19 protein-coding genes and 1 pseudogene are annotated in these 21,542 nt (G+C 73.9%); 11 read left to right on the forward strand and 9 right to left on the reverse strand.

What is annotated here, in order from left to right; genetic code table 11:
* Positions 1-108 precede the first annotated feature (108 nt).
* Positions 109-927: a UbiA family prenyltransferase gene (locus tag ACIQF6_RS25090; protein WP_400898684.1), complete on the forward strand. Its 819-nt coding sequence runs from the start codon at positions 109-111 to the stop codon at positions 925-927.
* 356 nt (positions 928-1,283) lie between these two features.
* On the opposite strand, the gene ACIQF6_RS25095 is transcribed toward ACIQF6_RS25090, so the two are convergent.
* The 5 genes from ACIQF6_RS25095 to ACIQF6_RS25115 all read right to left on the reverse strand — a co-directional run bounded on the left by ACIQF6_RS25095 (position 1,284) and on the right by ACIQF6_RS25115 (position 4,673).
* Positions 1,284-1,565: a hypothetical protein gene (locus tag ACIQF6_RS25095; protein WP_400898686.1), complete on the reverse strand. Its 282-nt coding sequence runs from the start codon at positions 1,563-1,565 to the stop codon at positions 1,284-1,286.
* 79 nt (positions 1,566-1,644) lie between these two features.
* Positions 1,645-2,739: a methyltransferase domain-containing protein gene (locus tag ACIQF6_RS25100; RefSeq protein ID WP_400898688.1), complete on the reverse strand. Its 1,095-nt coding sequence runs from the start codon at positions 2,737-2,739 to the stop codon at positions 1,645-1,647.
* Between the two features lie 298 nt (positions 2,740-3,037).
* Complete coding sequence (locus ACIQF6_RS25105; protein ID WP_400898690.1) at positions 3,038-3,886, reverse strand: helix-turn-helix domain-containing protein; 849 nt, start codon at positions 3,884-3,886, stop codon at positions 3,038-3,040.
* Between the two features lie 24 nt (positions 3,887-3,910).
* Entirely contained in the window at positions 3,911-4,438 is a 528-nt protein-coding gene (locus tag ACIQF6_RS25110) for a DUF6879 family protein (RefSeq protein ID WP_400898692.1), read from the reverse strand.
* The gene (locus ACIQF6_RS25115) at positions 4,392-4,673 is read right to left on the reverse strand and encodes a hypothetical protein (protein WP_400898694.1); all 282 of its coding nucleotides are present in this window, start codon (positions 4,671-4,673) and stop codon (positions 4,392-4,394) included. The genes ACIQF6_RS25110 and ACIQF6_RS25115 overlap by 47 nt, the downstream gene beginning before the upstream one ends.
* A gap of 183 nt (positions 4,674-4,856) precedes the next feature.
* On the opposite strand from ACIQF6_RS25115, the pseudogene ACIQF6_RS25120 reads away from it, so the two are divergent.
* Positions 4,857-5,673: pseudogene (locus ACIQF6_RS25120) on the forward strand (aminoglycoside phosphotransferase family protein).
* Positions 5,674-5,718: 45 nt separating this feature from the next.
* Here ACIQF6_RS25120 and hemC read toward each other — a convergent pair.
* Positions 5,719-6,639, reverse strand: coding sequence for a hydroxymethylbilane synthase (hemC, locus tag ACIQF6_RS25125; protein ID WP_400898866.1), 921 nt, complete (start codon positions 6,637-6,639; stop codon positions 5,719-5,721).
* Positions 6,640-6,677: 38 nt separating this feature from the next.
* A complete protein-coding gene (locus tag ACIQF6_RS25130; RefSeq protein ID WP_400898696.1) occupies positions 6,678-7,952 on the reverse strand; it encodes an MFS transporter in 1,275 nt (424 codons plus the stop codon).
* 85 nt (positions 7,953-8,037) lie between these two features.
* Between ACIQF6_RS25130 and ACIQF6_RS25135 the strand changes: the two genes are divergently transcribed.
* Positions 8,038-9,009 carry a DUF5937 family protein gene (locus ACIQF6_RS25135; RefSeq protein WP_400898698.1) on the forward strand — a complete coding sequence of 324 codons (972 nt, stop codon included), beginning with the start codon at positions 8,038-8,040 and terminating at the stop codon, positions 9,007-9,009.
* Positions 9,010-9,034: 25 nt separating this feature from the next.
* Here ACIQF6_RS25135 and ACIQF6_RS25140 read toward each other — a convergent pair whose 3' ends face one another.
* Together ACIQF6_RS25140 and ACIQF6_RS25145 are read right to left on the reverse strand one after the other, a co-directional pair.
* Positions 9,035-10,600 carry an alpha-amylase family glycosyl hydrolase gene (locus ACIQF6_RS25140; protein ID WP_400898700.1) on the reverse strand — a complete coding sequence of 522 codons (1,566 nt, stop codon included), beginning with the start codon at positions 10,598-10,600 and terminating at the stop codon, positions 9,035-9,037.
* A gap of 72 nt (positions 10,601-10,672) precedes the next feature.
* Positions 10,673-11,662: a GlxA family transcriptional regulator gene (locus tag ACIQF6_RS25145; RefSeq protein ID WP_400898702.1), complete on the reverse strand. Its 990-nt coding sequence runs from the start codon at positions 11,660-11,662 to the stop codon at positions 10,673-10,675.
* Between the two features lie 70 nt (positions 11,663-11,732).
* On the opposite strand from ACIQF6_RS25145, the gene ACIQF6_RS25150 reads away from it, so the two are divergent.
* From ACIQF6_RS25150 to ACIQF6_RS25185, 8 genes are all read left to right on the forward strand, one after another.
* Entirely contained in the window at positions 11,733-12,374 is a 642-nt protein-coding gene (locus tag ACIQF6_RS25150; protein WP_400898868.1) for an HD domain-containing protein, read from the forward strand.
* Positions 12,375-12,542: 168 nt separating this feature from the next.
* Positions 12,543-13,826, forward strand: a complete 1,284-nt coding sequence (locus ACIQF6_RS25155; protein WP_400898704.1) for a SidA/IucD/PvdA family monooxygenase — start codon at positions 12,543-12,545, stop codon at positions 13,824-13,826.
* A complete protein-coding gene (locus ACIQF6_RS25160; RefSeq protein ID WP_400898706.1) occupies positions 13,826-15,385 on the forward strand; it encodes a class I tRNA ligase family protein in 1,560 nt (519 codons plus the stop codon). Before ACIQF6_RS25155 ends, ACIQF6_RS25160 begins: the two co-directional genes overlap by 1 nt.
* Entirely contained in the window at positions 15,382-16,440 is a 1,059-nt protein-coding gene (locus ACIQF6_RS25165; RefSeq protein WP_400898708.1) for an NAD(P)/FAD-dependent oxidoreductase, read from the forward strand. The genes ACIQF6_RS25160 and ACIQF6_RS25165 overlap by 4 nt, the downstream gene beginning before the upstream one ends.
* A complete protein-coding gene (locus ACIQF6_RS25170) occupies positions 16,437-17,705 on the forward strand; it encodes an MFS transporter (RefSeq protein WP_400898710.1) in 1,269 nt (422 codons plus the stop codon). The genes ACIQF6_RS25165 and ACIQF6_RS25170 overlap by 4 nt, the downstream gene beginning before the upstream one ends.
* Entirely contained in the window at positions 17,702-18,991 is a 1,290-nt protein-coding gene (locus tag ACIQF6_RS25175) for an ATP-grasp domain-containing protein (RefSeq protein ID WP_400898712.1), read from the forward strand. Before ACIQF6_RS25170 ends, ACIQF6_RS25175 begins: the two co-directional genes overlap by 4 nt.
* Positions 18,988-20,316, forward strand: a complete 1,329-nt coding sequence (locus tag ACIQF6_RS25180) for an ATP-grasp domain-containing protein (protein WP_400898714.1) — start codon at positions 18,988-18,990, stop codon at positions 20,314-20,316. The genes ACIQF6_RS25175 and ACIQF6_RS25180 overlap by 4 nt, the downstream gene beginning before the upstream one ends.
* On the forward strand, positions 20,313-21,518 hold the full coding sequence (locus ACIQF6_RS25185) for an acyl-CoA dehydrogenase family protein (RefSeq protein ID WP_400898716.1): 1,206 nt from the start codon (positions 20,313-20,315) through the stop codon (positions 21,516-21,518). Before ACIQF6_RS25180 ends, ACIQF6_RS25185 begins: the two co-directional genes overlap by 4 nt.
* Positions 21,519-21,542 lie beyond the last annotated feature (24 nt).

Here is a 21,542-nt window from a genome sequence, read left to right on the forward strand (position 1 = left end):
CCCGCCCGAATCGGGCAATCCGCTCGCCCCGGCGCGTCCCGCCCGGTCCCCGCCGCCACGGCGCGGTGATCCTGCACCGGCGGTCCGCAGGCGGCTAGCGTGGCCGGTGTGAGCGATACGGCGGCGGTGCCCCGGGGGCTGGTCGGGGGACTGGCGCGGGCCTGCCACCCGGTGCCGGCCGCAGCGGTGACCGCCCTGGCCGGGGCGATGGCGGCCGGGGCCGGACGCGGACTGGCCGGAACGCTGCTCACCGGAGGCGCGGTCGCGGTCGGGCAGCTGTCGATCGGCTGGAGCAACGACCTGATCGACCGGCAGCGGGACGAGGCCGCCGGGCGCTCCGACAAACCGCTGGCCGTCGGCCGTCTGACTTCGCGTCAGGTCTCTTCCGCTGCCCGCTGGGCGATCGTCTGCTGCGTGCTGCTGTCGGCGGCCTGCGGGATCGCGGCCGCGACCGTGCACCTGGTGGCGGTGGCCGCCGGCTGGGCGTACAACCTGCGACTGAAAGCCACCCGGTGGTCCTGGCTGCCGTACGCGCTGGCGTTCGCGCTGCTGCCCGCCTTCGTCACCCTCGCCCTGCCGGGCCGTCCCTGGCCCGCCGCATCCGTCCTCGGCGCGGGCTCCCTGCTCGGCGTCTCCGCCCATTTCGCCAACGTGCTGCCGGACTTGGCCGCCGACCGCGCCGCGAACATCCGCGGCCTGCCACAACGCGCCGGCGCCCGCGCCTCGGCCCTGGTCGCCGTCCTCGCCGCCACCGCCGCGGCCCTGCTCCTCGCCCCCGGCTGGCCCGTCCTCGCCGTCACCGCCCCGCCCGCCGTCGCCGCCCTCCTCGCCCCGCGCGGCCGCCTCCCGTTCCTGGCCGTCATCGCCGCCACGGCGGTCGCGGTGGCGCTGCTGCTGCTCAACGGCGGCCTGTGCAGCGGCTCCTGACGACAGGAGTGATTGCCCGGTGGAGCGTCATGAGCGCCGTGCATGACTCCGGCGTGCCGGCCGGTCGCACCATCGCACCATTCACCGAGACCGCGACCTCGGGTGAGGAGTGGACGTGGAACGGGAACCGAAACCGGAACCGAAGGCCCCGATCCCGGCGCGGTGGCTGCCGGGCTTCCTGGCGCAGTCGCCGATCTGGGTGGCCCTGGGGCGCTGCTGTTCGGTGCGCTGGCCCCGGCGGCCGTCTCGGCGGCGCAGCGTGCCGCCCTGCCGCGCGACCTGGGGCCACGCCCTGGTGCCGCGGGGCCCGGACCGTACGGACGGCCCGGGTCTCGCACAGCGCACCTGGCAGAGAGTCAGGGATTGACGCCGACCTGCCGGGTGATGCTGGGGGCCGGGGACGGTCCGGTGGTGGCGGAGTTGCCGTGGCTGGAGGTGATGCCGATCAGGAACAGCAGGACCAACAGCAGCCCTCCTCCGCCGGCCGCGGCCTTCCCGCCGTTGCCGGACCCGCTGCGGTAAGTGGTGTAGCCGGTGTTGCAGGTGGCGCTGTTCGCGCTCTTGATCGTCCGGTGGTGGGGCCTGACGTAGCTTCCGTCGTTGCGGTAGTGGCCGCGAACCGGGACGGTCTTGGTCATCGACGCTCCAGAGAGGGTGGTGGACATGCTCCCCGCACGCGGCGATTCCACCACCCGGCACTGACAATTCCGGTCCACGTCAAGGGATTTGGCGGTTTACCTGCGGCCTTCCCGGAGCCGACCGGACTCGGATCGGCCGGTCGGGGCCGTCGAGCCAGGCGTACCGGCCGGTCGGGGTGACGGTGAGTCCGAACCGTTCGATGCCCGGCTCGCCCGCCTCGTGCCACCAGGAGAGCGTCCGTTCGAACTCGTTCCACAGGCGGCGGGTGCCGCACTGGCGGACGTGGTGGATGCTGTCGCCGTCGCGGAAGGTGGCGGCGGCCCAGGCGGGGGTGGTGAGGGAGTACAGCCACAGGGTGCTGGCGCCGTCGTCGTGCGGTTGGACCGCGTGGGTGACGTCGGGGAGGTGCAGGCCGGCGGCGAACGGGAATGGGTCGAACTTGCCGTGCGGGGGCGGTAGTTGGGTGGTGGTTCGCTCGGTGACGGTGTCGCCGGCGGGCGGTGCGGCGGGCCAGGTGAGGCGCTGGGAGCGCATCTTCATGAACTCGACGGGCTGGAGGAACGGCCCCGTGGCGGTGCCGTCGGGGTGGGCGGTGAGGCGGAGAACGGCGTCCGCGTTCGAGTAGTGGCTGCCGAACGGGGCGAGGATCACGCCGCCGGGCCGGGTCTGTTCGATCCAGGCACGGGGAACGTCGCGCAGGCCGTAGGTGGCGATGACGCGGTCGTACGGCGCACCGCCCGGGTGGCCGTGGACGCCGTCCGCGCAGACGGTGCGCGGGCGGTAGCCGGCGGCGTGCAGGCGGGTGCGGGCGTGGGCGGCGACCTGCGGGTCGATCTCGACGGTGGTGACGTTGGCGTCGCCGAGCCGGTGGGCGAGCAGGGCGGCGTTCCAACCGGTGCCGGTGCCCTGCTCGATCACCCGCATTCCCGGTTCGACCTGGAGCTGTTCGAGCATCGAGGCGACCAGGGACGGCTGCGAAGCGGAACTGCTGGCCACCGTGCCGGGCTCGGCGCCCCGGTGCTCGCCGTCGTCCCACTGGGTGACGATCGGGACGTCGGCGGCCGCGGTGGCCAGCCAACCGGTTTCGTCGGAGGCGCGGTTGACGGGGCGGCTGGTGCCGGTGGCCATGTCGTGCGCCCAGATCAGGTCGGGCAGGAACAGGGAGCGCGGCACGGCGTCGAACGTCGGTGCCCAGCCACCGGCAACGGGAACCACCCGATCGCGTACCGGCGTCACTTGCGCCGTCCCCCGTCCCCCGTCCCCGGGCGGCGGCCCGCCGTCGGGCGAGGGCGGGGTGGGCGGCGGCGTCCACGGCGTGCCGGGAAGGCGGTCGCCTCCGCCGGGGTCTGTGCGGTCGATGTCCATGCCGGCCTCCTGGCCGTCGCGGTGGATGGGGTTCCCTGCGGCAACGGTTCGACGGTAGGCGGGCGCAGCCCGAACCTTCAAAGAGCTTGCGCTTTCTTGCGCGACGTCACCCGAACGAGGCGATGGCGGCAGCGATCAGTTGACGGGAGGCAGTTCCGTGCACGGCCATGGACGCCAGATCCGCGAAGGTACGGACGTAGTCGGCGATCTCGCGCGGCTGGGTGATCCGCAAGTAGCCGGACGTCAACTCGACAGCTACCTCGGCCTCGTCGAACAGGTAGAAGTCCTCGACCGGCAGATGCGGTCGGCCCGGGCCGGTGGGGATGACACCGACGCTGACGAACGGGCTCGCGGAGACATCCAGCAGGTGGCCGAGCTGGGCTGCCATCGTCTCCGGCCCGCACACTGCGGCATGCAACACCCACTCCTCGATGAGCAGGCCGAAGCGGTGCCGGCCGGAGAACAGCATCCGTTGGCGTTCCAAGCGGGCTTCTACGGCGTGGTCGACGTCGTCGACCTCGACCCGGGCGCGCTGGATCGAGCGGAGCACGGCAGTGGTGTACTCGGGGGTCTGCACCATGCCGGGCAGGACCCGGCTGGCGTAGACACGGAACAGCCCGGTGCGCCGGTAGAGGGCGGCGACGGACTCCTGCGCGGCCCGCAGCCCGGTGCGCTCCATGCGTCGCCACTCGGTGTACATCGAGTCGACGGTGCGGGCGGCGGCGATGAGCTCGGGGGCCTGGTCGTCGGCACCGCAGGCGGCGCACCAGGCCCGCACGTCGGCCTCGGAGGGGGCGGACTTCCCACTCTGGATCCGGGAGGTCTTCGCCGGATGCCACCCGCAGCGGGCGGAGAGCTCGTCGCCGGTCAGCCCGGCGTCCTTGCGCAGGCCGGTCAGGCGGCCGGCGAGGGCCTTGCGCGCCTCGACGACGCTGGACGAGGGGGACGACGACATGGTGCGAGCTGTCCAACGGGTTGGTCAGAGGGTGAAGTGCGCGTGCGGGAGGGCTCGTTCCCATACGGCGTCGAAGGCCGTGGTCACTGCTGTCACAAGGGATGGGTCCTCGGTGATCTCGTGGCCGGCCCACTCGCCGTCGCCGCTGAACCAGTGGAACAGGACCGAACGGTCGTCGATCAACCACAGGTCGTTGCCCGGCAACGCAAGGTCCGACGCCTTCGAGCGGGGCAGCCAGCGAACCTGCTCGCCGAGCGCGACGTTGTGTCGCTCGGTGATCGTGTGCTCCCACCGAATGTAGTCACTGACCGGCTCCGAGACGATCCTCGCCCGGCGAACCACCACCCCGCGCCCGACGGCCTCCCGCACCACGGCGGCCCAGGCGGTGTACTCGTCCGGCAGGTCGTACGCCTCGGGTCGCCCGACCGGCAGGCCGGCGCGCCAGTCGGCGAACACCGGGTCGGCCAGGTAGGAGTCACGCATCTCCAGGTGGTAGGCGGAACGCTCAGCACTCCTCAGCAGGGCGCCAAAGTCCGGCACGCTCGGCTTCATCGCACACCTTCCTCAAGAACGGGATCATCCGGGCCGGGATCCTGACGACGGCTTCGTGGTCGGGCACGCCGACGGCGTGGCCCGGGGCCCACTCGGTCTCGTTGATCATGCGGTACATCTCCATGTCGGGCAGCCAGCCCTGGATGACGATCTCCGCCTTCTCGTCCTCCAGCCACACGGTCGGAGAACCGCCGTTGGGCGAGTCCGGGTCGATTCCCTTGAACCGTAGTGCCATGACCGTTCCTTGTGCCAAACCGGTTGCGAATCCTTGCGGACCCACCGTCCCGACCGGTTGACCGACCGTCAACGGCGCATTGGCGCACGGGTGGTGGAGGTAGGCGGGGGAAACCCGGTCGGCAGGGTGGGTGTGGCGGGCTGTGATGGGTCGGGGAATGTGTCGGGGTGGGGGTTGGGTGTGGTGCGGGTTGATGGTGGGCTGGTGGGGCGGTTGGTGGGGGCGCAGTTTCCGGAGTGGGCGGGGTTGTCGGTGGTGGGGGTGGAGAGGGGAGGGTCGGATCATGTGATCTTCAGGCTTGGTGGGGGGTTGGCGGTGCGGCTGCCCCGGCATGTGGATGCGGTGGGGCAGGCTGCCAAGGAGCTGGAGTGGCTGCCGCGGCTCGCGCCGAGGTTGCCGTTGGCGGTGCCCGTGCCGGTGGCGGCGGGGGAGCCGGGGTGCGGGTATCCGTGGGCGTGGGGGGGGTGAGTCGCTGGGGGGAGGGGGAGGTCGCCACGGTCGAGGGGCTGGGGGCGTCGGCGGGGGCGGCCGTCCGACTGGCGGAGTTCCTCAGGGCGCTTCAGGGGTGTGGGCGCGGGGGCGCCGGGGCTGTGCGGGGTGATGAGCTGGCCGCGCGGGACGCGGCGACGCGGGCCGCGATCGCGGCGCTCGGCGGAGTGTTCGACGGTGCGGCGATGACGGCGCTGTGGGACGCGGCACTGGGTGCACCGGCGTGGGGGCGGGTTGCCGGTGTGGTGCCACGGGGACTTCCACACCAGCAATCTGCTGACGGTCGACGGGCGGCTCCGTGCCGTCATCGACTTCGGCGGGCTCGGCGCGCGACCTGACCATCGCGTTCACTTTGACGTCCGCCGGGAGTCGAAGCGTCTTCCGGGAAGCCCTCGGTGTGGACGAGGCCACCTGGCTGCGCGGACGCGGCTGGGCGCTGGCCACCGGACTGAACGCCTACACCCACTACGCCGCCGTGGACCCGCGGGTCGCCGCCCGGACCACCCGTTAGATCACCGAGGCGCCGCGCGGCTGAGGCAATCCGTGGGGTGCGCCGTCAGACGTGGGCGCGGGCCTGGGCCAGGATGCGGTCGGCGTGTTGGTCGAGCAGCAGGCCGGCCACGGAGACGCCGAGCTTCTCGGGGGCGGCGGCGGGGCCGGAGAGGCGGGCCTCGATCTGGTGGGTGCCGTCGACCGAGGTGACTTGGCCGTGCAGGGTGAGGACGCCGTCGGCGGTGGTGGCGAACGCGCCGACCGGGACGGAGCAGCCGCCGTGCAGTTCGGCGAGCATCGCGCGTTCGGCGCGCACCTCGGCGTCGGTGGTCAGGTCGCCGGTGTGGTCGAGGAGTTCGCGGGCCAGCGCGTGGTCCTCGCGGACCTGGATGCCGAGCGCGCCCTGCCCGGGGCTGGGCGGGAAGAGCTCGACGGGGAGGAGTTCGGCGATCTCGCCCGCCCGGTCGAGGCGGCGCAGCCCGGCGGCGGCGACCACCACGGCGTCCAGGGTCTTCAGCCGGGCGAGCCTGGTCGGGACGTTGCCGCGGATCCGCTCGGGGCGCAGGTCGGGCCGCCGGTGCAGGAGTTGGGCGATCCGGCGGGCGGCCGAGGTGCCGACCCGGGCGCCCGTCGGGAGGGCGGCCAGCGGGGCGCCGCACAGTGCGTCGCGGACGTCCTCGCGGGGCGGCGGCGGGAGCAGGATCAGGCCGTCCGGGTTCTCGGTGGGCAGGTCCTTGAGCGAGTGGACGATCACGTCCACCTCGCGGTTCAGCAGCGCCGCGACCTGGTTGGTGGAGAACGCCGAGCCGCCGCCGCGCTCGGAGACCTCCCGCAGGGCGGCCTTCCGGTCCAGGTCGCCGTCCTCCAGGATCACCCGGTGGCGGATCACCAGGTCGGGGTAGCGTTCCCGGACCGGCGCGAGGAACTCCCGGACCTGGGCCCGCGCCAGCTGGCTGGCCCGCGATCCCACCACCAGTTCGACCATCGTCAACTCCCGCTACTGTGCTTCACCCTGACGGCATGCTAGACCCTGACGGGCGTCCCGTTTTCCGACGGAATGTCGGGAACCGCCGCAGTGGGGCGTTCCAGGCGGAGCAGCGCGGGGACGGCGGCCAGCGAGGCGGCCAGCAGGAACAGCCAGGGCCAGGCCGAACCGTGGACGAACAGCAAGGTCAGCAGGCCCGGGGCGAGCGCCTGCCCGATGCTCCAGGAGAGTTGGTTGACCGCCAGGTAGCGGCCGCGGCGCGCCGGGTGGGCGAGGGCCACACTCAACTCCTCGCGCCCGGGCGTGGCGACCGTCTCGGCGAGGTTGTAGACCAGCATGGCGGCCACCAGCCCGGTGCCGACCAGCCAGCCGGACGCGCCCGGCAGCACGGCGAAGACGGCGAAGGCGAGCGCGTTGAGCACCGATCCGGCGGCCACCGCCCGGGTCGGCCGGACGCCCTCCAGCAGCCGCGACACCGGGTTCTGGGTGACCACCACCTGCACGCCGTTGAGCACGAGGAGTGCGCCGGCCACCGCGGCGCCCAGGTGCAGCGCCTCCGTGACGTGCAGGGCGATCAGCACGCTGAGCGCCATCGAGGACAGCACGAAGGAGAGGTTGGACGTCACCATCAGCAGGTAGCGGCGGTCCGTCAGCACCGCCCGGTAGCCGCCCTCGCCGGAGGGCCGCGGGGCGGCGGCCGGCGCCGGGGCGCCCGGCTTCCACGCCGTCAGCAGCACGCCCGCCGCCAGGTAGGAGAGCGCGTTCAGCGTGACCAGCAGTCGCAGTCCGCCCGCTCCGCCGTCGCCCACCAGCAGCGCGCCCACGGCGCCGCCCAGGCCCATGCCGGTGTTGCGCAGCGTCTGCACCAGGGCGAACCAGCGGGTGCGCTCCTCGGGCGGCGAGGCCAGCACCACCAGGCCGGTGCTGGCCGTCCAGTACCCGGCCTGGCCGACCTGGGCGAGCAGGCAGACCAGCACGATCGCCCAGATGCGGTCGGCGAGCAGGAATCCGGCGTACGCCAGGGCGGACAGGACGTTGGCGGCGGCCGCCACCGGGCGGGCGCCGTAGCGGTCGATCAGCGGGCCGACGCCCAGTGCGGTCGGCAGGGCGAGCAGCCGGGCGGCGGAGACGGCCGCGCCGATCGCGGTCAGCGGCAGCGAGGTGGTGCGGGCGAAGTACACCAGGGTGAAGGCCAGTACCAGGCCGGTGCCCAGACTGTCGATCAGGTGGGCGCCGATCAGCCGGCGGTGGCGGCCCGCGGAGGCGGGCAGCCCGAGGCGGTCCCGGAGCGGGACGGCAGGTGCGGTGGTCATGCGTCCAGGCTGCCTGCGATGATCACCCGCGCCCAGGAATTCCGTCCTGGTCGAATCCTCGCCGCCACCGGAGCCTGGAGCGCCATTGCTGACCTGGAAGTTCTCCGCGCAGGACCTGGCGCACACCCGGTTCGCCCAGTCGCCGCTGTGCGAACTCGTCACCAGCGTCGAGGTGTTCAAGAACCCGGGCCGGCACGCCGTCCACCTGCCCTGGGTCCGGCAGGCCCGGACGGCGCTGGCCGGGGTGTCGTGGGAGCTGCTGTCCCAGCTGGTTCCGCTGCCCGCGGTGCACGTGCCGGACTTCCTCACCCCCGTGCCGGCGGGCAGCAGCCCCACCCTGGACGAGCAGCTGGCCGAGCTGACCGCGCTGGAGCCGGCCGCCGTCCGCCGCGACCTGAGCCGGATCGACGGAGAACTGCCGCCGCTGGTCGCCGAGTTGGCCCGCGACCCGGCGGCGGGCACGGCGCGGCTGGCGGGCGAGCTGCGGGCGTACTGGCAGGCGGCGATCGCCCCGCACCGGGCCCGGATCGACCGGCTGGTCGAGGGTGAAATCCTGCGCAGGGCACGGCAGTTGGCGGCGGGCGGGCCGGCCGGGCTGTTCGCCGACCTGCATCCGAAGGTGAGCTGGGAGGGCGACCTGCTGCGGATCGGGCACCGCCACGTCGACGCCGACCGGCGGTTGGACGGCGCACGCGGACTCGTCCTGGTGCCCACCGTGTTCGCCTGGCCCGGCGTGTTCTCCCAGCTCGACCCGCCCTGGCAGCCGGGTCTGGTCTACCCGCCGCGCGGCGTCGCCACCCTGTGGGAGACCTCCGCCACCGGCACGTCCGAGGGCCTGGCCCGGGTGCTCGGCCGGGCCCGCGCCCGGCTGCTCGCCGAACTCGACGCCCCCGCCACCACCACCGAACTCGCCGCCCGCACCGGCCTGTCCGCCCCCACCGTCTCGCACCACCTGCACGCCCTGTGCGCCGCCGGCCTCACCGCCCGCCACCGCACCGGCCGCAGCGTGCTCTACCTGCGCACGGCCGCGGCCGAACTGCTGTGCGGCGACGGGTAGTCGGGAGCACCGCGCGGCCGGTCGATCAGACCCCGAACACCGCGTACGAGAAGCCGTCCGCGTGCAGCGCCGAGTGCGTCAGCGTCACGCCCCGGCCGAACAGCAGCCGCCCCGGCAGGTCGCGCTCCACCGGCAGATGGGCGGGCGTCCGGCGCGGGTTGACCACCACCAGGCAGCGGCCGCCGCGCAGGTACGCCAACGGGTAGCCGGTGTGCAGGACTTCGACCGGCGCGTCCGGCCCGAGCGCCGGGTGGGCGCGGCGCAGCGCGATCAACTGCCGCACCTGGTGCAGCAGGGAGGCCTGGTCGGCGCGCTGGGAGGCGACGTCCGGGCGGTCCGGGGACGGGTCGAGCGGGAGGTAGAAGCGGTCGGCGGGCGCGGAGGAGAAGCCGGCGTCCGGTGTCGCGTCCCACTGCATCGGGGTGCGGCAGCCCGCCCGGTTGTAGCGCGGGCCGAGCGTGCTGCCCTCGGTGTCCGGCAGGCCCGGCACGTACCGCATGCCGATCTCGTCGCCGTAGTAGATGGCCGGCGTGGTCGGCCAGGTCAGCTGGAAGGTGAAGGCCGCCGCCAGCTGCTCGCGGGTGCGCGGGCCGCAGGCCAGCCGGGACCAGTCGTGGTTCGCGGTCGGCAGCGAGGCGAAGCCCCGGCCGTCCATGGCCTGCTCGGCGCGCTGCCACTCGGCGACGAACTGCTGCATCGAACCCAGGCCGTCGGCGTCGAAGTAGCAGGGCTGCTGCGGCCAGTGCTCGTGCACCGTGCCCGTGCCGTTGTCCCACAGCGAGCGCAGCGGGGCGCCGTCGGCGGGGCCGCCGAACTGGAGGAAGAAGTCTCCGTGGAAGCCCATCGGCACCGACCGCGCCGGGTCGCCCCACTCGGCGAGGATCACCCGGTCGGGGTGGCGGGCGTCCATCCAGGCCCGGGTCTCCCGCCACAGCCGGCCGGTCTCCACGAACCCCGGGTCGTCCTTCACCAGCGAGGACGCCATGTCCACCCGGAAGCCGGAGACGCCCAGGCCGAACCAGTGCGTCATGATCTCCCGCAGCGCCGCCCGGTTGGCCTGCGGGCCGTCCGCGTCCACCGGCTGCCGCCACGGCTCCGCCGGATCCTGCTGCGCCCAGCCGAAGTTGAGGGCCGGCTGGAAGTCGAAGAAGTTCGGCCGGTACCAGCCCGGGCGGCTGCCGGGCGAGGCCACGTACCCGGGCGCGGGCCGGTCCGCCCAGATGTACCGGTGGTCGTCCGGGTCGCCGGCCGAGCGGACGAACCACGGGTGCCGGTCCGAGGTGTGACCGGCCACCAGGTCCAGCAGCACCCGGATGCCGACCCTCCTGGCCGCGTCCGTGAACTTCGCCAGGTCCTCCGGCGCGCCGTAGCGCGGCGCGGTGGTCAGGAAGTCCGCGACGTCGTACCCGGCGTCCCCGAACGGCGAGGCGAAGCACGGGTTCAGCCACACCGCGTCCACCCCCAGCCACTGAAGGTACTCCAGCCGCTCGGTCAGCCCCGCGAAGTCCCCGATCCCGTCGCCGTTCCCGTCCGCGAAGCTCTGCGGATAGACCTGGTACAGCACCGCACCCCGCGCCCAGTCCGTCCCCACACCCGTCCCCTCTCGTCCCAACACCGCACCGCTGTTCCCTCAGCCATGCCCGGCCGTCGCCCGGGAAAACGGTCAGGGCGCGGTGGTGGCGAAGCGCTGCCGGTACTCGGTGGGGGTGGTGCCGAGGTGGCGGGCGAACGCGCGGCGGAGGGTCTCGTCGCTGCCGAGGCCGCTGCGGCGGGCGGCGGAGGTGACGGTGTGCCCGGTGAGGAGCAGGTGCCGGGCGTGGTCGAGACGGGCTCGTTCGACCCAGCGGGCGGGCGTGGTGCCGAGTTCGGTGCGGAAGAGGCGGGTGAGGTGGCGGGAGCTGAGCGCGGTGGCGGCGGCCATCGCGGGGAGGGTGTGCGGGCCGGCCGGGTCGGCGGCGACGGCATCGGTGAGGGCGCGCAGCGCGGGGTGCCGGGCGGGCGGGCCGGTGAGTGCGGCGGAGAACTGGGACTGGCCGCCGGGGCGCTGCATGAAGACGACGAGTTCGCGGGCGATCGCCCGGGCCGGCTCGGGGCCGTGGTCGTGTTCGACCAGGGCGAGCGCCAGGTCGATGCCGGCGGTGATGCCTGCCGAGGTGAGGTAGCGCCCGTCCCGCAGGTGCAGTGCGTCGGGTTCGACCCGGACCCGTGGGTGCCGTCGGGCGAGAGTGGCGGCGTGCCGCCAGTGCGTGGTGGCGCGGCGGCCGTCGAGCATGCCGAGCGCGGCCAGCACGAACGCGCCGGTGCAGACCGCCGCGACCCGCTCCGCGCGGGACGCCAACTCCTCGGCGGTGGACAGGATTTCGGCGGGGACGGGGGCTTCGGCGAGCAGATCGCCGCCGGCCACCAGCAGGGTGTCCAGCGGCCCGGCCGCGGCGGCCGGCGCGGTCGCGGCCAGCACCAGCCCGGCGGACGTGGTGACGGCGCCGCCGCCGGGGGAGACCGGCAGCAGCTCGTAGCGGTGTCCGAGCCGCCCCGCCTGGTGGAACACCTCGCCCGGGCCGGTGACGTCGAGCATCGTCACGCCGTCGAAGACCAGGAAGGCCACCCGCCGGGCCGATGTCCGAATCTGTGGGTCGGAGGTCCGAATGGACATGGCCCCAGCGTACGCCGCCGCGCGAGGGTGGAAGAGGAACAGCCACGACGGACGGAAGGCGGTGGCGGACATGGCCATCGAGGAGATCGCGGGCGTACGGGTCCCGGACAGCGCGCTGGCCCGGGAGGCCACCGAGCTGGTGCGCGAGGCGGCGTCCCCGCTGCTGTTCGACCACTCGCGGCGGGTGTACCTGTTCGGGGCGCTGCGCGGCCGGGAGGAGGGCCTGCGGTACGACCCGGAGCTGCTGTACGTCGCGGCGATGTTCCACGACCTGGGGCTCACCCCGCGCCACCGCCGCACCGACCAGCGGTTCGAACTGGACGGCGCCGACCTGGCCCGCGAGTTCCTGCACCGGCACGGCGTCACCGGGGACCCGGCCGACCGGGTGTGGACGGCGGTGGCACTGCACACCACGCCGGAGATCCCGCTGCGGATGGCCCCCGAGGTGGCGCTGCTGACCAGGGGCGTCGAGCTGGACGTGCTGGGCATCGGCTACCGCGCGATCGACGACGCGCAGCGCGCCGAGGTGGTCGCCGCGCACCCCCGGCCGGACTTCAAGAACCGGATCCTGGCGGCGTTCACCGAAGGCCTCGCCGACCGGCCGCAGACCACCTTCGGCAACGTGAAGGCCGACGTGCTGGAGCACTTCCTGCCCGGCTTCCGGCGCGGCGACTTCGTCGAGGTGATCCTCGGCTCGGAGTGGCCCGAGTAGGCCGACCGCGGCGGGCCCCGGGGACGACTCCCCGGGGCCCTTCGTGCACCCGTCCGGAAATTCCCCTCCGGGCGGGAAAGCGGCCCTACCTGGCGGGAACGCGGGCTCCCTAGGTTTCTCGGCGCGACAACCGGCCCTGGAGAGCACCGAGTTCACGTAGGGGAGAGCATGGCTGACCTGGAAGTGGGCGTACTGGCGATCGGCGCCGGCCCGGCGAATCTGGCCCTCGCGGCCGCGATCGAGGAGAGCGGTTCGGCCGAACTGGCCGAAGGCACCCTGCTGTTGGAGCAGGCCCCGGACATCAAGTGGCAGCGCGACCTGCTGATGCCATGGGCCCGCAGCCAGGTTTCCTTCCTCAAGGACCTGGTGACGCTGCGCGACCCGCGCAGCCGGTTCTCGTTCCTCAACTTCCTGCACCAGCACGACCGGCTGGACCAGTTCATCAACCTGGGCACCTTCCACCCGCACCGCTGGGAGTTCTCCGACTACCTCCAGTGGGTGGCCCGTTCGCTGGAGAAGGTGCGGATCCGCTACGACGCCAGGGCCGTCGCCACCGAGCCGCGCCACGACGCGGACGGAAAGCTGATCGGCTGGCAGGTCACCCTCGCCGACGGCGACACCATCCGCTGCCGCGACCTGGTGGTCGGCGCCGGCCGCGACATGCACATTCCGCCGGTCTTCGCCGACCTGCCCGCCGAACGGGTCATCCACAGCGCCCGGTTCCGCAGCCGGATCAACGTCGTCGACAAGGACGCGCCGCTGCGCGCCGTGGTGATCGGCGGGGCGCAGTCCGCCGCCGAGATGTTCATGGCGCTGTACGAGAACCTGCCGAACTCCACCGTCACCATGCTGGTCCGCTCGATCGGCCTGCAGAACTACCAGACCAGCAAGTTCGTCAACGAGCTGTTCTACCCGTCGTTCGTGGACGAGTTCTACGACGCCCCGGCCGAGATGCGCGCCCAGGTGCTCGACGAGATGCGGCTGACCAACTACGCGGGCCTCGCCCCGCCGTTCCTGGACGAGCTGTACATGATGCTGTACCGGGAGAAGATGATCGGCACCGGCCGCGCCGAGGTGCGGTCGATGACCGAGGTGGTCGCCGCCCGCGAGGAGGACGGCGAGGTGGTGCTCGACCTGCGCGACCGGCGCACCGGGAAGGTCGCCGAGCACCGCTGCGACCTGGTGCTGCTCGGCACCGGCTACGACGGCCGGATGCCCGCCCTGGTCCGGGAGTTGACCGAGAAGGCCGGGCTGCCCGAGGTGTCCGTCAGCCGCGACTACCGGGTCGACCTGGGCACCGGCACCGAGGCCGCGCTGTACCTCCAGGGCGTCAACGAGGCCACCCACGGCATCGCCGACTCGCTGATCAGCGTGCTCGCCCACCGGGCCCGCGACATCACCGGCGACCTGCTGGCCCGCCACGGCCTCGACACCGCCGCGGCGGCGCGCTGATGGCCGCGCTGCTGGTGATCGCCCCCGGCCCCACCGCCAACGGGGACCTGCACCTGGGCCACCTCGCCGGGCCGTTCCTCTCCGCCGACGTGTGCGCCCGCTACGCCCGCGCCACCGGCCGCGACGCCCTGTTCGGCACCGGCGTGCACTTCACCCAGAACTACATCGTCACCACCGCCCGCCGCCTCGGCGAACAGCCCGAGGAACTGCGGCTGCGCGCCGCCGAACAGGTCGAGGCCACCCTCGCCGCCGCCGGCATCGTCCCCGACGGCTTCGTCCGGTTCGACGAGCGGTACCTGAAGACCGTCCGCACCTTCTTCGAACGCCTGCACGGCGAAGGGCACTTGAGGCTCCGCAAGGTGAGGTTCCCGTACCTGCCGGAGACCGGCGAGTACCTCACCGACGCGTACGTGCGCGGCGGCTGCCCGGTCTGCCTGGCCGAGGGCTGCGCCGGGCTGTGCGAGAACTGCGGCCACTGGATCGCCTCCGGCGAACTGCTCGACCCGCGCTCCACCCGACACCCCGAACTCCCGGTCGAACTGCGGGAGAAGGACGTCCTGGTGCTGCCGCTGGAGGAGCACCGGGCCGCCCTGGCCTCCTACTTCGCCCGGCTCGCCCCCACCATGCGGCCCCGACTCGCCCAACTCGTCGAGGAGTTGATGGCCCGCCGGCTGCCCGACTACCCGATCACCCTGCCGATCGACTGGGGCATCCCCGCCCCGTTCCCGGAGACCCCCGGCCAGGTCCTGTACTCCGACACCGAGACCGTCGCCTGGAGCCTGCACGCCATCGCGCTGGCCGCCGAGGCCCGCGGCGAAGTCCCCGGCGACGAGGAACGGCACTGGGCCGCCGAGGCCGGACCCGAAGTGGTGTACTTCTTCGGCTCCGACGCCAGCTTCGCGTTCGCGCTGGCCGGCACCGCCATGCTGCTGGCCCTCGGCGGACTCGCCCTGCCCGCGCACTTCGTCACCAACGAGTTCTACGAACTCGACAGCGACAAGTTCTCCACCAGCCGCGGCCACGTGGTCACCGGACGACAGCTCACCGCCGAAGTGCCGCGCGACCTGGCCCGCTACTACCTGGCCGCCACCGGACCCGACTTCCAGCGCACCAACTTCACCCGCGCCGCCATGGACCGGGTCTGCGGACAGCGCCTGGTCGAACCGTGGAACCGGGTCGCCGCCAAGGCGGAGGCGTACCTCGGCCGCGGCCCGCTGCCCGTCAGCACCCGCTCCCGGCACGCCGCCGCGCTGATCGCCGAACGCTTCGCCGCCGCGCTGCGCCCGCGCCGCTTCAGCCTCAGCGCCGCCGCCTTCACCCTCACCGAACAGCTCGGCCGGCTCGACCGCTGGGAGGTCACCGACCAGGACGCCGGCGACTTCTGGCACGAACTCGACCTGTTCCTGCGCTGCGCCGCCCCGCTGCTGGTCGACCTCGCCGCCGAAGGACTGCCGGACAGCGCCGTCCCCGCCGAGCCGACCGCCACCACCGTCCTGCCCCGCCCGCTGCCCAGGCTGGCGACCCGCGTCCGGCCCCGGCCGCACGGCGGCGGACGGTGAGCACCGACAGCGCCGCCGCGCACGTGGTGGTGGTCGGCGCGGGCGTCACCGGCCTGCTCGCCGCCGTCGCGTGCGCCCGGGCCGGGCACCGGGTCACCGTGCTGGAGCGCGGCCCGCTGCCCAACCCGGACGCCACCTCGCACGACCAGCACCGCGCCATCCGCACCCTGCTGCCCGGCGACCCCGACGGCACCGCCCGCCGGCTCGCCGCGCACCGCCACTGGGAGGAGCTGGAGGCGCTGTTCGGCACCCCGCTGTACCGCCGGGTCGGGACGCTCACCGCGCACCCCGAAGGCCGGCTCGCCGAACTGCTCGCCGAGGCGGACCGGGCCGGCGTCCCCGTCGACCGGCCGGCCGAGCACGAACTCCCGCCGCTCGGACTGCCGCCCGGCACCGCGGCACTGCGCGAACGCACCGGCGGCGTGCTGCTCGCCGACCGGGTGCTGCACGCCGCCGCCCGCTGGCTGGCCGCCCGGCCGGGCGTGGCGCTGCGCCCGCACACCACCGTCCGCTCGGTGTTCACCGGCTCCGGACGGATCGTGCTGGACAGCGGCGAAGTGGTCCGCGGCGACCTGGCGCTGCTGGCCGGCGGGCCGTGGACCCGGAAGCTGACGGCCACCCGGGTCGTGCTGCACCGGCAGACCATGGTCTACCTCGGCCGGCCCGCCGGCGGCGACCGCTGGGACGACGCGCCCGCCGCGGGCGGCCTCGGCCGCGAGGGCCGCGGCTGGGTGCTGCCGCCCGGCGCCGGAACCCTGCTCAAACTCAGCTCCGACTCGGTGTGCCGCCCCGTCGCGGACACCGACAGCGCAGGCGAGGACCAGCGGCCCTACCTGGACCGGCTCGCCGCGGAGGGCATCCTGCCCGACCTGGAGCGCTACCGGGTGGCCGGCGTCCGGGTCTGCCACTACACCGCGGACGCCGCCACCGGCGGCCCGCAGCTCACCCGGGTCTCCCCGGGCCTGTGGACCCGCACCGCCTGCGGCGGCAGCGGGTTCTCCACCGCTCCGCTGGTCGCGGAACGCATCGCCACGGCAGTGAAGGAGGCGGCATGACCGACGACAAGCCACCGATCGGCGTCCTCGACACGCTCAGGGCCACCCCGACCACCGTTCGGTACCTGCTCGGCGGCGTCCTGGTCAACCAGCTCGGCGCGTTCGTCCAGACCTTCCTGGTGCTCTACCTGACGCACCGGGGAATGTCCGACGGCACCGCGGGCTTCGCGCTCGGCGCGTACAGCCTGGGCACGGTCTTCGGGACGGTCCTCGGCGGGGAGATCACCCAGCGGCTGGGGGCCCGCACCACGATCGTCGCGGCGATGGCCGTCTCCGCGCCGCTGGTCGCCGTGCTGCCGCTGCTGGCCCGGCCCGGACTGGTCCCGGCGCTGCTGGTGGCGATCGCGCTGGCCGGCCTGTCCGCCCAGGCGTACCGGCCCGCCGCCTCGGTGCTGCTCAGCGACCTGATGCCGGAGCGCTACCACGTGATGGCGTTCTCCATGATGCGCATCGCCCTGAACACCGGAGCGGCGCTCGCCCCGCTGATCGCCGCCGGGGTGATCCTGCTCGACTGGGACGTGCTGTTCTGGGTGGACGGCGCCACCACCCTGCTCTACGCGGCGCTCGCCCACCGGCTGCTGCCCCGGCACGCGGTGCCGGAGACCGCCCCGCAGGAGGCCGCCGAGCGGCGCTCCACCGGCCGGGCGGCGTACGCGGCGATGCTGCGGGACCGGGCGTACCTGGCGTACCTGGCCGCGGTGGTGCTGGGGACGGTCGCCTACGTGCAGTCCTCCATCTCGCTGCCGCTGGAGATCGTCCACGACGACTACCCGACCTGGCTGTACAGCGCGGTGCTCACCGCCTCCTCGCTGGTGCTGATCACCTGCGAGTTGAAGATCACCGCCTACATCACCCGGATCCCGACCTACCTGGCGGTCGGCGTCGGCCACCTGGTCAACTCGATCGGCCTCGCCGCGTACGGCCTGGCCGTGCACTCCGGGGCGTTCGTGCTGTTCGGCGCGGTGCTCGCGGTCAGCGGCCTGATGATCGCCGGGCCCAGCATGTTCGCCCACCCGGCGACCTTCCCGGACGCCTCGAAGGCCCGCTACCTGGCCACCATGCAGGCCGCCGCCGGCCTCGCCTCGGCGGTCGGACCGCTGTTCGGCGTGTGGGCCTGGACGCACCTGCACGCCGGGTTCTGGGTGCTGATGGCCGTGGTCAACGGCCTGGCCGGGGTGCTCGCGGTGATCGGCATCAAGCACCGGGCCGAGCACCGGGCCGCCGAACGGACCACCGACCCGGACCCCGTGGGAGAGACCGTATGAACAGCAAGGCAGCCGGCCCGCGCCCGGTGCTGATCGTCGGCTACGTCGCGTTCGCGGTGCCCGCCATCACCGCCTTCCAGGCCGCCGACTCGGTGATCTACGTCGAGGAACCGGACGTCGCCCGCAAGCGCAACCTCGCCGAGGCCGTCCAACGCATCGGCTACGCCCGCGAGTTGATCGAATGGGAGTACCACCGGCCGGGCCGGGCGGACGCCTTCTTCGCCGCCCACCCCGGCCTCGACCCGGTCGCGGTGATCCCCGCCGTGGAGTACGCGGTGCCGTTCGCGGCCCGCCTCGCGGAGCGCTACGGACTGCCGGGCGCGAGCCTCGGAGCCGCCCAACTGCTGCGCGACAAGCACCAGTTGCGGACCGTCGCGGCCGCCGCCGGGATCGCCAACCCGGCCTCCGAGCCGGTCGCCGACGCCGCCGGGCTGGCCGACTTCATGGCCCGGTACCCCGGACCGGCGGTGCTCAAGCCCGCGGGCCGGCAGGCCTCGGTCGGCACCCGGGTGGTCCGCACGCCCGACGAGGCCGAGGAGGCCTGGGCGTTCGGGCAGGCGCAGGACGAGGGCGCCTTCGTCCCGGACCGGCCGATCGCGTCCGTGATGCTCGCCGAACAGTACGTCGACGGACCGGAGTTCAGCGTCGAGATGCTGGTGTCCGAAGGCCGCCCGGTGTTCGCCAACACCACCGGCAAGGTGCTCTACCCCGGCCCGTACCCGATCGAGGCCGGGCACACCGTCCCCGCCGAACTCGACGACCGGCAGCGGAAATCGCTGGTCGCCGAGACCGAGCGGCTGGCCGCCGCGGTCGGCTTCGGCGACGGCGTGCTGCACTGCGAGTGGATCGTGGCGGACGGCGTGCCGGTGCTGGTGGAGTGCGCCGGGCGGCTGCCCGGCGACTCGATCCCCGACCTGATCGAGGCCGCCTACCCCGTCGACCTCACCCGCGCCTACTTCGCCCTGATGAGCGGCGAGCCCCTCGGCCCGCTGCCCGACCGGGCCGAACGGGCCACCGCCGCCCGCTTCCTGGCCCCCGAGCGGCCCGGCACCGTCACCGCCGTGCACGGCCTGGACGCGGCCGCCGCCGCCGAAGGCGTGCACCTCGCGGTGGTCGGCATCGCCCCCGGCCACCGGGCCGCCGGACTGCGCAGCTCCTGGGACCGGGTCGGCATCGTCACCACCCTCGCCGACACCCCCGCCGAGGCCCGCCGGCTCGCCGACGCGGCCGCCGCCCTGGTCCGGTTCGAGATCGACCCCCACACAAGGACGGAGGACCGCACATGACGGACAGTCAGGAAAATGAGCCGGCGCCCGCCGCCGGCACGCTGCTGGTGATCGGCAGCGGACTGAAGGAGTACCGCGAGTACCTGGTCGGCCCGATGAGCCGCCGCGCCCGCGCCGCCGGGCTGGAACTGCTCCTGGTCAACAACCTGCGGCCGACCTGGCAGCGCGAGTACTTCGACGAGATCGTGGTCGCCGACGTCTTCGACACCGCCACCATGAACGCCACCGTCCGGGAGATCGCCGCCCGCAAGCACATCGTCGGCCTGCTCTGCTGGGACGAGCCGCTGGTGCTGGACGCCGGCCTGCTGGCCGCCGAACTCGGCGTCCCCGGCCTGTCCGAGCGCGGCGTGCGCGGCGTGCGCGACAAGGAGCGCACCCGCGCCGTGCTCACCGCCGCCGGCCTGCGCCAGCCCGGCTACGCGCTCACCACCGACCTCGCCGAGGCCCGCGCCGCCGCCGGACGGATCGGCTACCCGGTCGTCCTCAAGCCGCGCGCCATGGGCGCCAGCATCGGCGTGGTGTTCGCCGCCGACGACAGCGAGTTGGACGAGGCGTTCGCGACCGCACTGTCCGCCAGCCGGGTCGACCCCGGGCCGTACCGGGCCAGCGTGATCGTCGAGGAGTACGCGGGCGGACCGGAGATCAGCGTCGACGGCGCCGTGCACAAGGGCGAGTACCTGCCGCTGTTCATGGCCCGCAAGTACAGCAGCGACGAGCCGTACTTCGAAGAGGTCGGCCACATCGTCGACGCCGCCGACCCGCTGCTCGCCGACCCGCGGCTGACGGCCGTGCTCGCCGACGCGCACCGGGCGCTCGGCGTCGAGGACGGCATCACCCACACCGAGCTGCGGCTCACCCCGCGCGGCCCGCTGATCGTCGAGGTGAACGGCCGGCTCGGCGGCGACCTGATCCCGCTGCTCGGCCGGATCGCCACCGGACTGGAGCCCGGCGAGGTGCTGTTCGACGTCGCCGTCGGCCGCCGCCCGGAGCTCGCCCCGACCCGGTCCGCGGTCGCCGGGATCCGCTTCGGCTGCCCCGAACAAGACTGCCGGCTCGACGAGTTGACCCTCCCGCAGGCCGGCGACGCGCCCGGCCTGCTGCACGCCGCCCCGATGGCCCCGCCCGGCACCGTGCTGCGGCTGCCCCCCGGCGGCTACCTGGCCCGGCACTCCTTCGTCATCTGCGAGGCCGACAGCGTCACCGGGTGCGAACAGCGCCTGGACGCCGCCGCCGCGCTGGTCCGGACGGTCACCTCCGACGTCGAACCCGCCGACCCGCAGGCCCCGTTCGCGATGCCCGCCGGACTGCTGGACGTGGACCGGTGAGCGCCGCGCGCTGGGACGCCCCGCCCCAGGACGCCGCCGAGGTGCTGCGCCGCGCCAAGGAGATCGCCCCCGTGCTGCGGGAGAAGTCCCCGGAGATCGAGGCCAACCGCACGCTGCCCGCCGAGGTGGTCGAACTGCTGCGCGCCACCGGCGTGTTCCGGATGTGCTTCGCCCGCGAGTGGGGCGGCCCCGAACTCACCTCGGCCGAACAGCTGGCGGTCGTCGAGGCCCTGGCGTACGGCGACGCCTCCGCCGCCTGGTGCGGCGTGATCGGCGCCAACAGCGGACTGCTCGCCAACTTCCTCCACCAGTCGGTGGTCAAGGACGTGTACCCCAGCCTGGACCTGATCACCGCCGGGGTGCTCGCCCCCGCCGGCCGGGCCGAGCGGGTGCCCGGCGGCTTCCGGCTCAGCGGCCGCTGGTCGTTCGGCTCCGGCATCGGGCACAGCGACTGGGTGACCTCCGGCGCGTTCCTGTTCCAGGACGGCGAGCCCTGGGCCGAGCCCGGCAGCCCGCACGCCCACGACTCCCGGCAGTTCCTGGTGCCCCGCTCCGAGGTAGAGACGGTCGACAACTGGGACACCACCGGCCTGTGCGGGACGGGCAGTTGCGACTACACGATGACCGACGTGTTCGTCCCCGACGAGCACACCTTCACCTTCTGGGAGGTCCGCGGCACCCCGAGCCCGCTCGCCCAGCCCGACTCCTTCATGCGCGCCCTGTGCGGCGTCCCGCTCGGCGTCGCCCGGGCCGCCCTCGACCACGCCCGCGAGGTCGCCACCGACCGGTACGACCGGATGGCCGGCCGCAGTTGGGCCGAGAGCTGGCGGGTGCAGACCGAACTCGCCCGCTGCGAAGCGGAGTTCAACGCCGCAAGGGAGGGCGTGTACGGGGCGGTGCGCCGCCAGTGGGAGGTGCTCGCGGCCGGCGGCACCCTGGACGACCTCACCCCGACCGAGCGCGCGGCGTCCCCGCTGGCCTGGCTGCATGCCTTCCGGGCCTCCCGGGCCGTCGTCACCCGGCTCTACGACCTGCTCCAGACCTGGTCGATCAACCGCTCCTCGCCGATGGACCGCTGGCTGCGCGACACCGCCGTGATGTGCCAGAACCTCACCGCCCAGGACGCCGTACTGGAGTCGGTCGGGGCCTACCTGCTCGGCCGGCCCCCGATGTTCCGGATCAGCCTCGGGCTGGACCGCTGACCCCCTGCTGGAAGGAGAAGTGAC

The organism is Kitasatospora sp. NPDC092948 (assembly GCF_044754805.1).
GTDB lineage: Bacteria > Actinomycetota > Actinomycetes > Streptomycetales > Streptomycetaceae > Kitasatospora.

Bases quoted from the DNA above. Each gene is read 5' to 3' on its own strand.
- ACIQF6_RS25095 (WP_400898686.1), bottom strand. From the start codon at position 1,565: ATGACCAAGACCGTCCCGGTTCGCGGCCACTACCGCAACGACGGAAGC.
- ACIQF6_RS25105 (WP_400898690.1), bottom strand. From the start codon at position 3,886: ATGTCGTCGTCCCCCTCGTCCAGCGTCGTCGAGGCGCGCAAGGCCCTC.
- ACIQF6_RS25110 (WP_400898692.1), bottom strand. From the start codon at position 4,438: ATGAAGCCGAGCGTGCCGGACTTTGGCGCCCTGCTGAGGAGTGCTGAG.
- ACIQF6_RS25115 (WP_400898694.1), bottom strand. From the start codon at position 4,673: ATGGCACTACGGTTCAAGGGAATCGACCCGGACTCGCCCAACGGCGGT.
- hemC (WP_400898866.1), bottom strand. From the start codon at position 6,639: ATGGTCGAACTGGTGGTGGGATCGCGGGCCAGCCAGCTGGCGCGGGCC.
- ACIQF6_RS25130 (WP_400898696.1), bottom strand. From the start codon at position 7,952: ATGACCACCGCACCTGCCGTCCCGCTCCGGGACCGCCTCGGGCTGCCC.
- ACIQF6_RS25145 (WP_400898702.1), bottom strand. From the start codon at position 11,662: ATGTCCATTCGGACCTCCGACCCACAGATTCGGACATCGGCCCGGCGG.
- ACIQF6_RS25150 (WP_400898868.1), top strand. From the start codon at position 11,733: ATGGCCATCGAGGAGATCGCGGGCGTACGGGTCCCGGACAGCGCGCTG.
- ACIQF6_RS25155 (WP_400898704.1), top strand. From the start codon at position 12,543: ATGGCTGACCTGGAAGTGGGCGTACTGGCGATCGGCGCCGGCCCGGCG.
- ACIQF6_RS25160 (WP_400898706.1), top strand. From the start codon at position 13,826: ATGGCCGCGCTGCTGGTGATCGCCCCCGGCCCCACCGCCAACGGGGAC.
- ACIQF6_RS25170 (WP_400898710.1), top strand. From the start codon at position 16,437: ATGACCGACGACAAGCCACCGATCGGCGTCCTCGACACGCTCAGGGCC.
- ACIQF6_RS25175 (WP_400898712.1), top strand. From the start codon at position 17,702: ATGAACAGCAAGGCAGCCGGCCCGCGCCCGGTGCTGATCGTCGGCTAC.
- ACIQF6_RS25180 (WP_400898714.1), top strand. From the start codon at position 18,988: ATGACGGACAGTCAGGAAAATGAGCCGGCGCCCGCCGCCGGCACGCTG.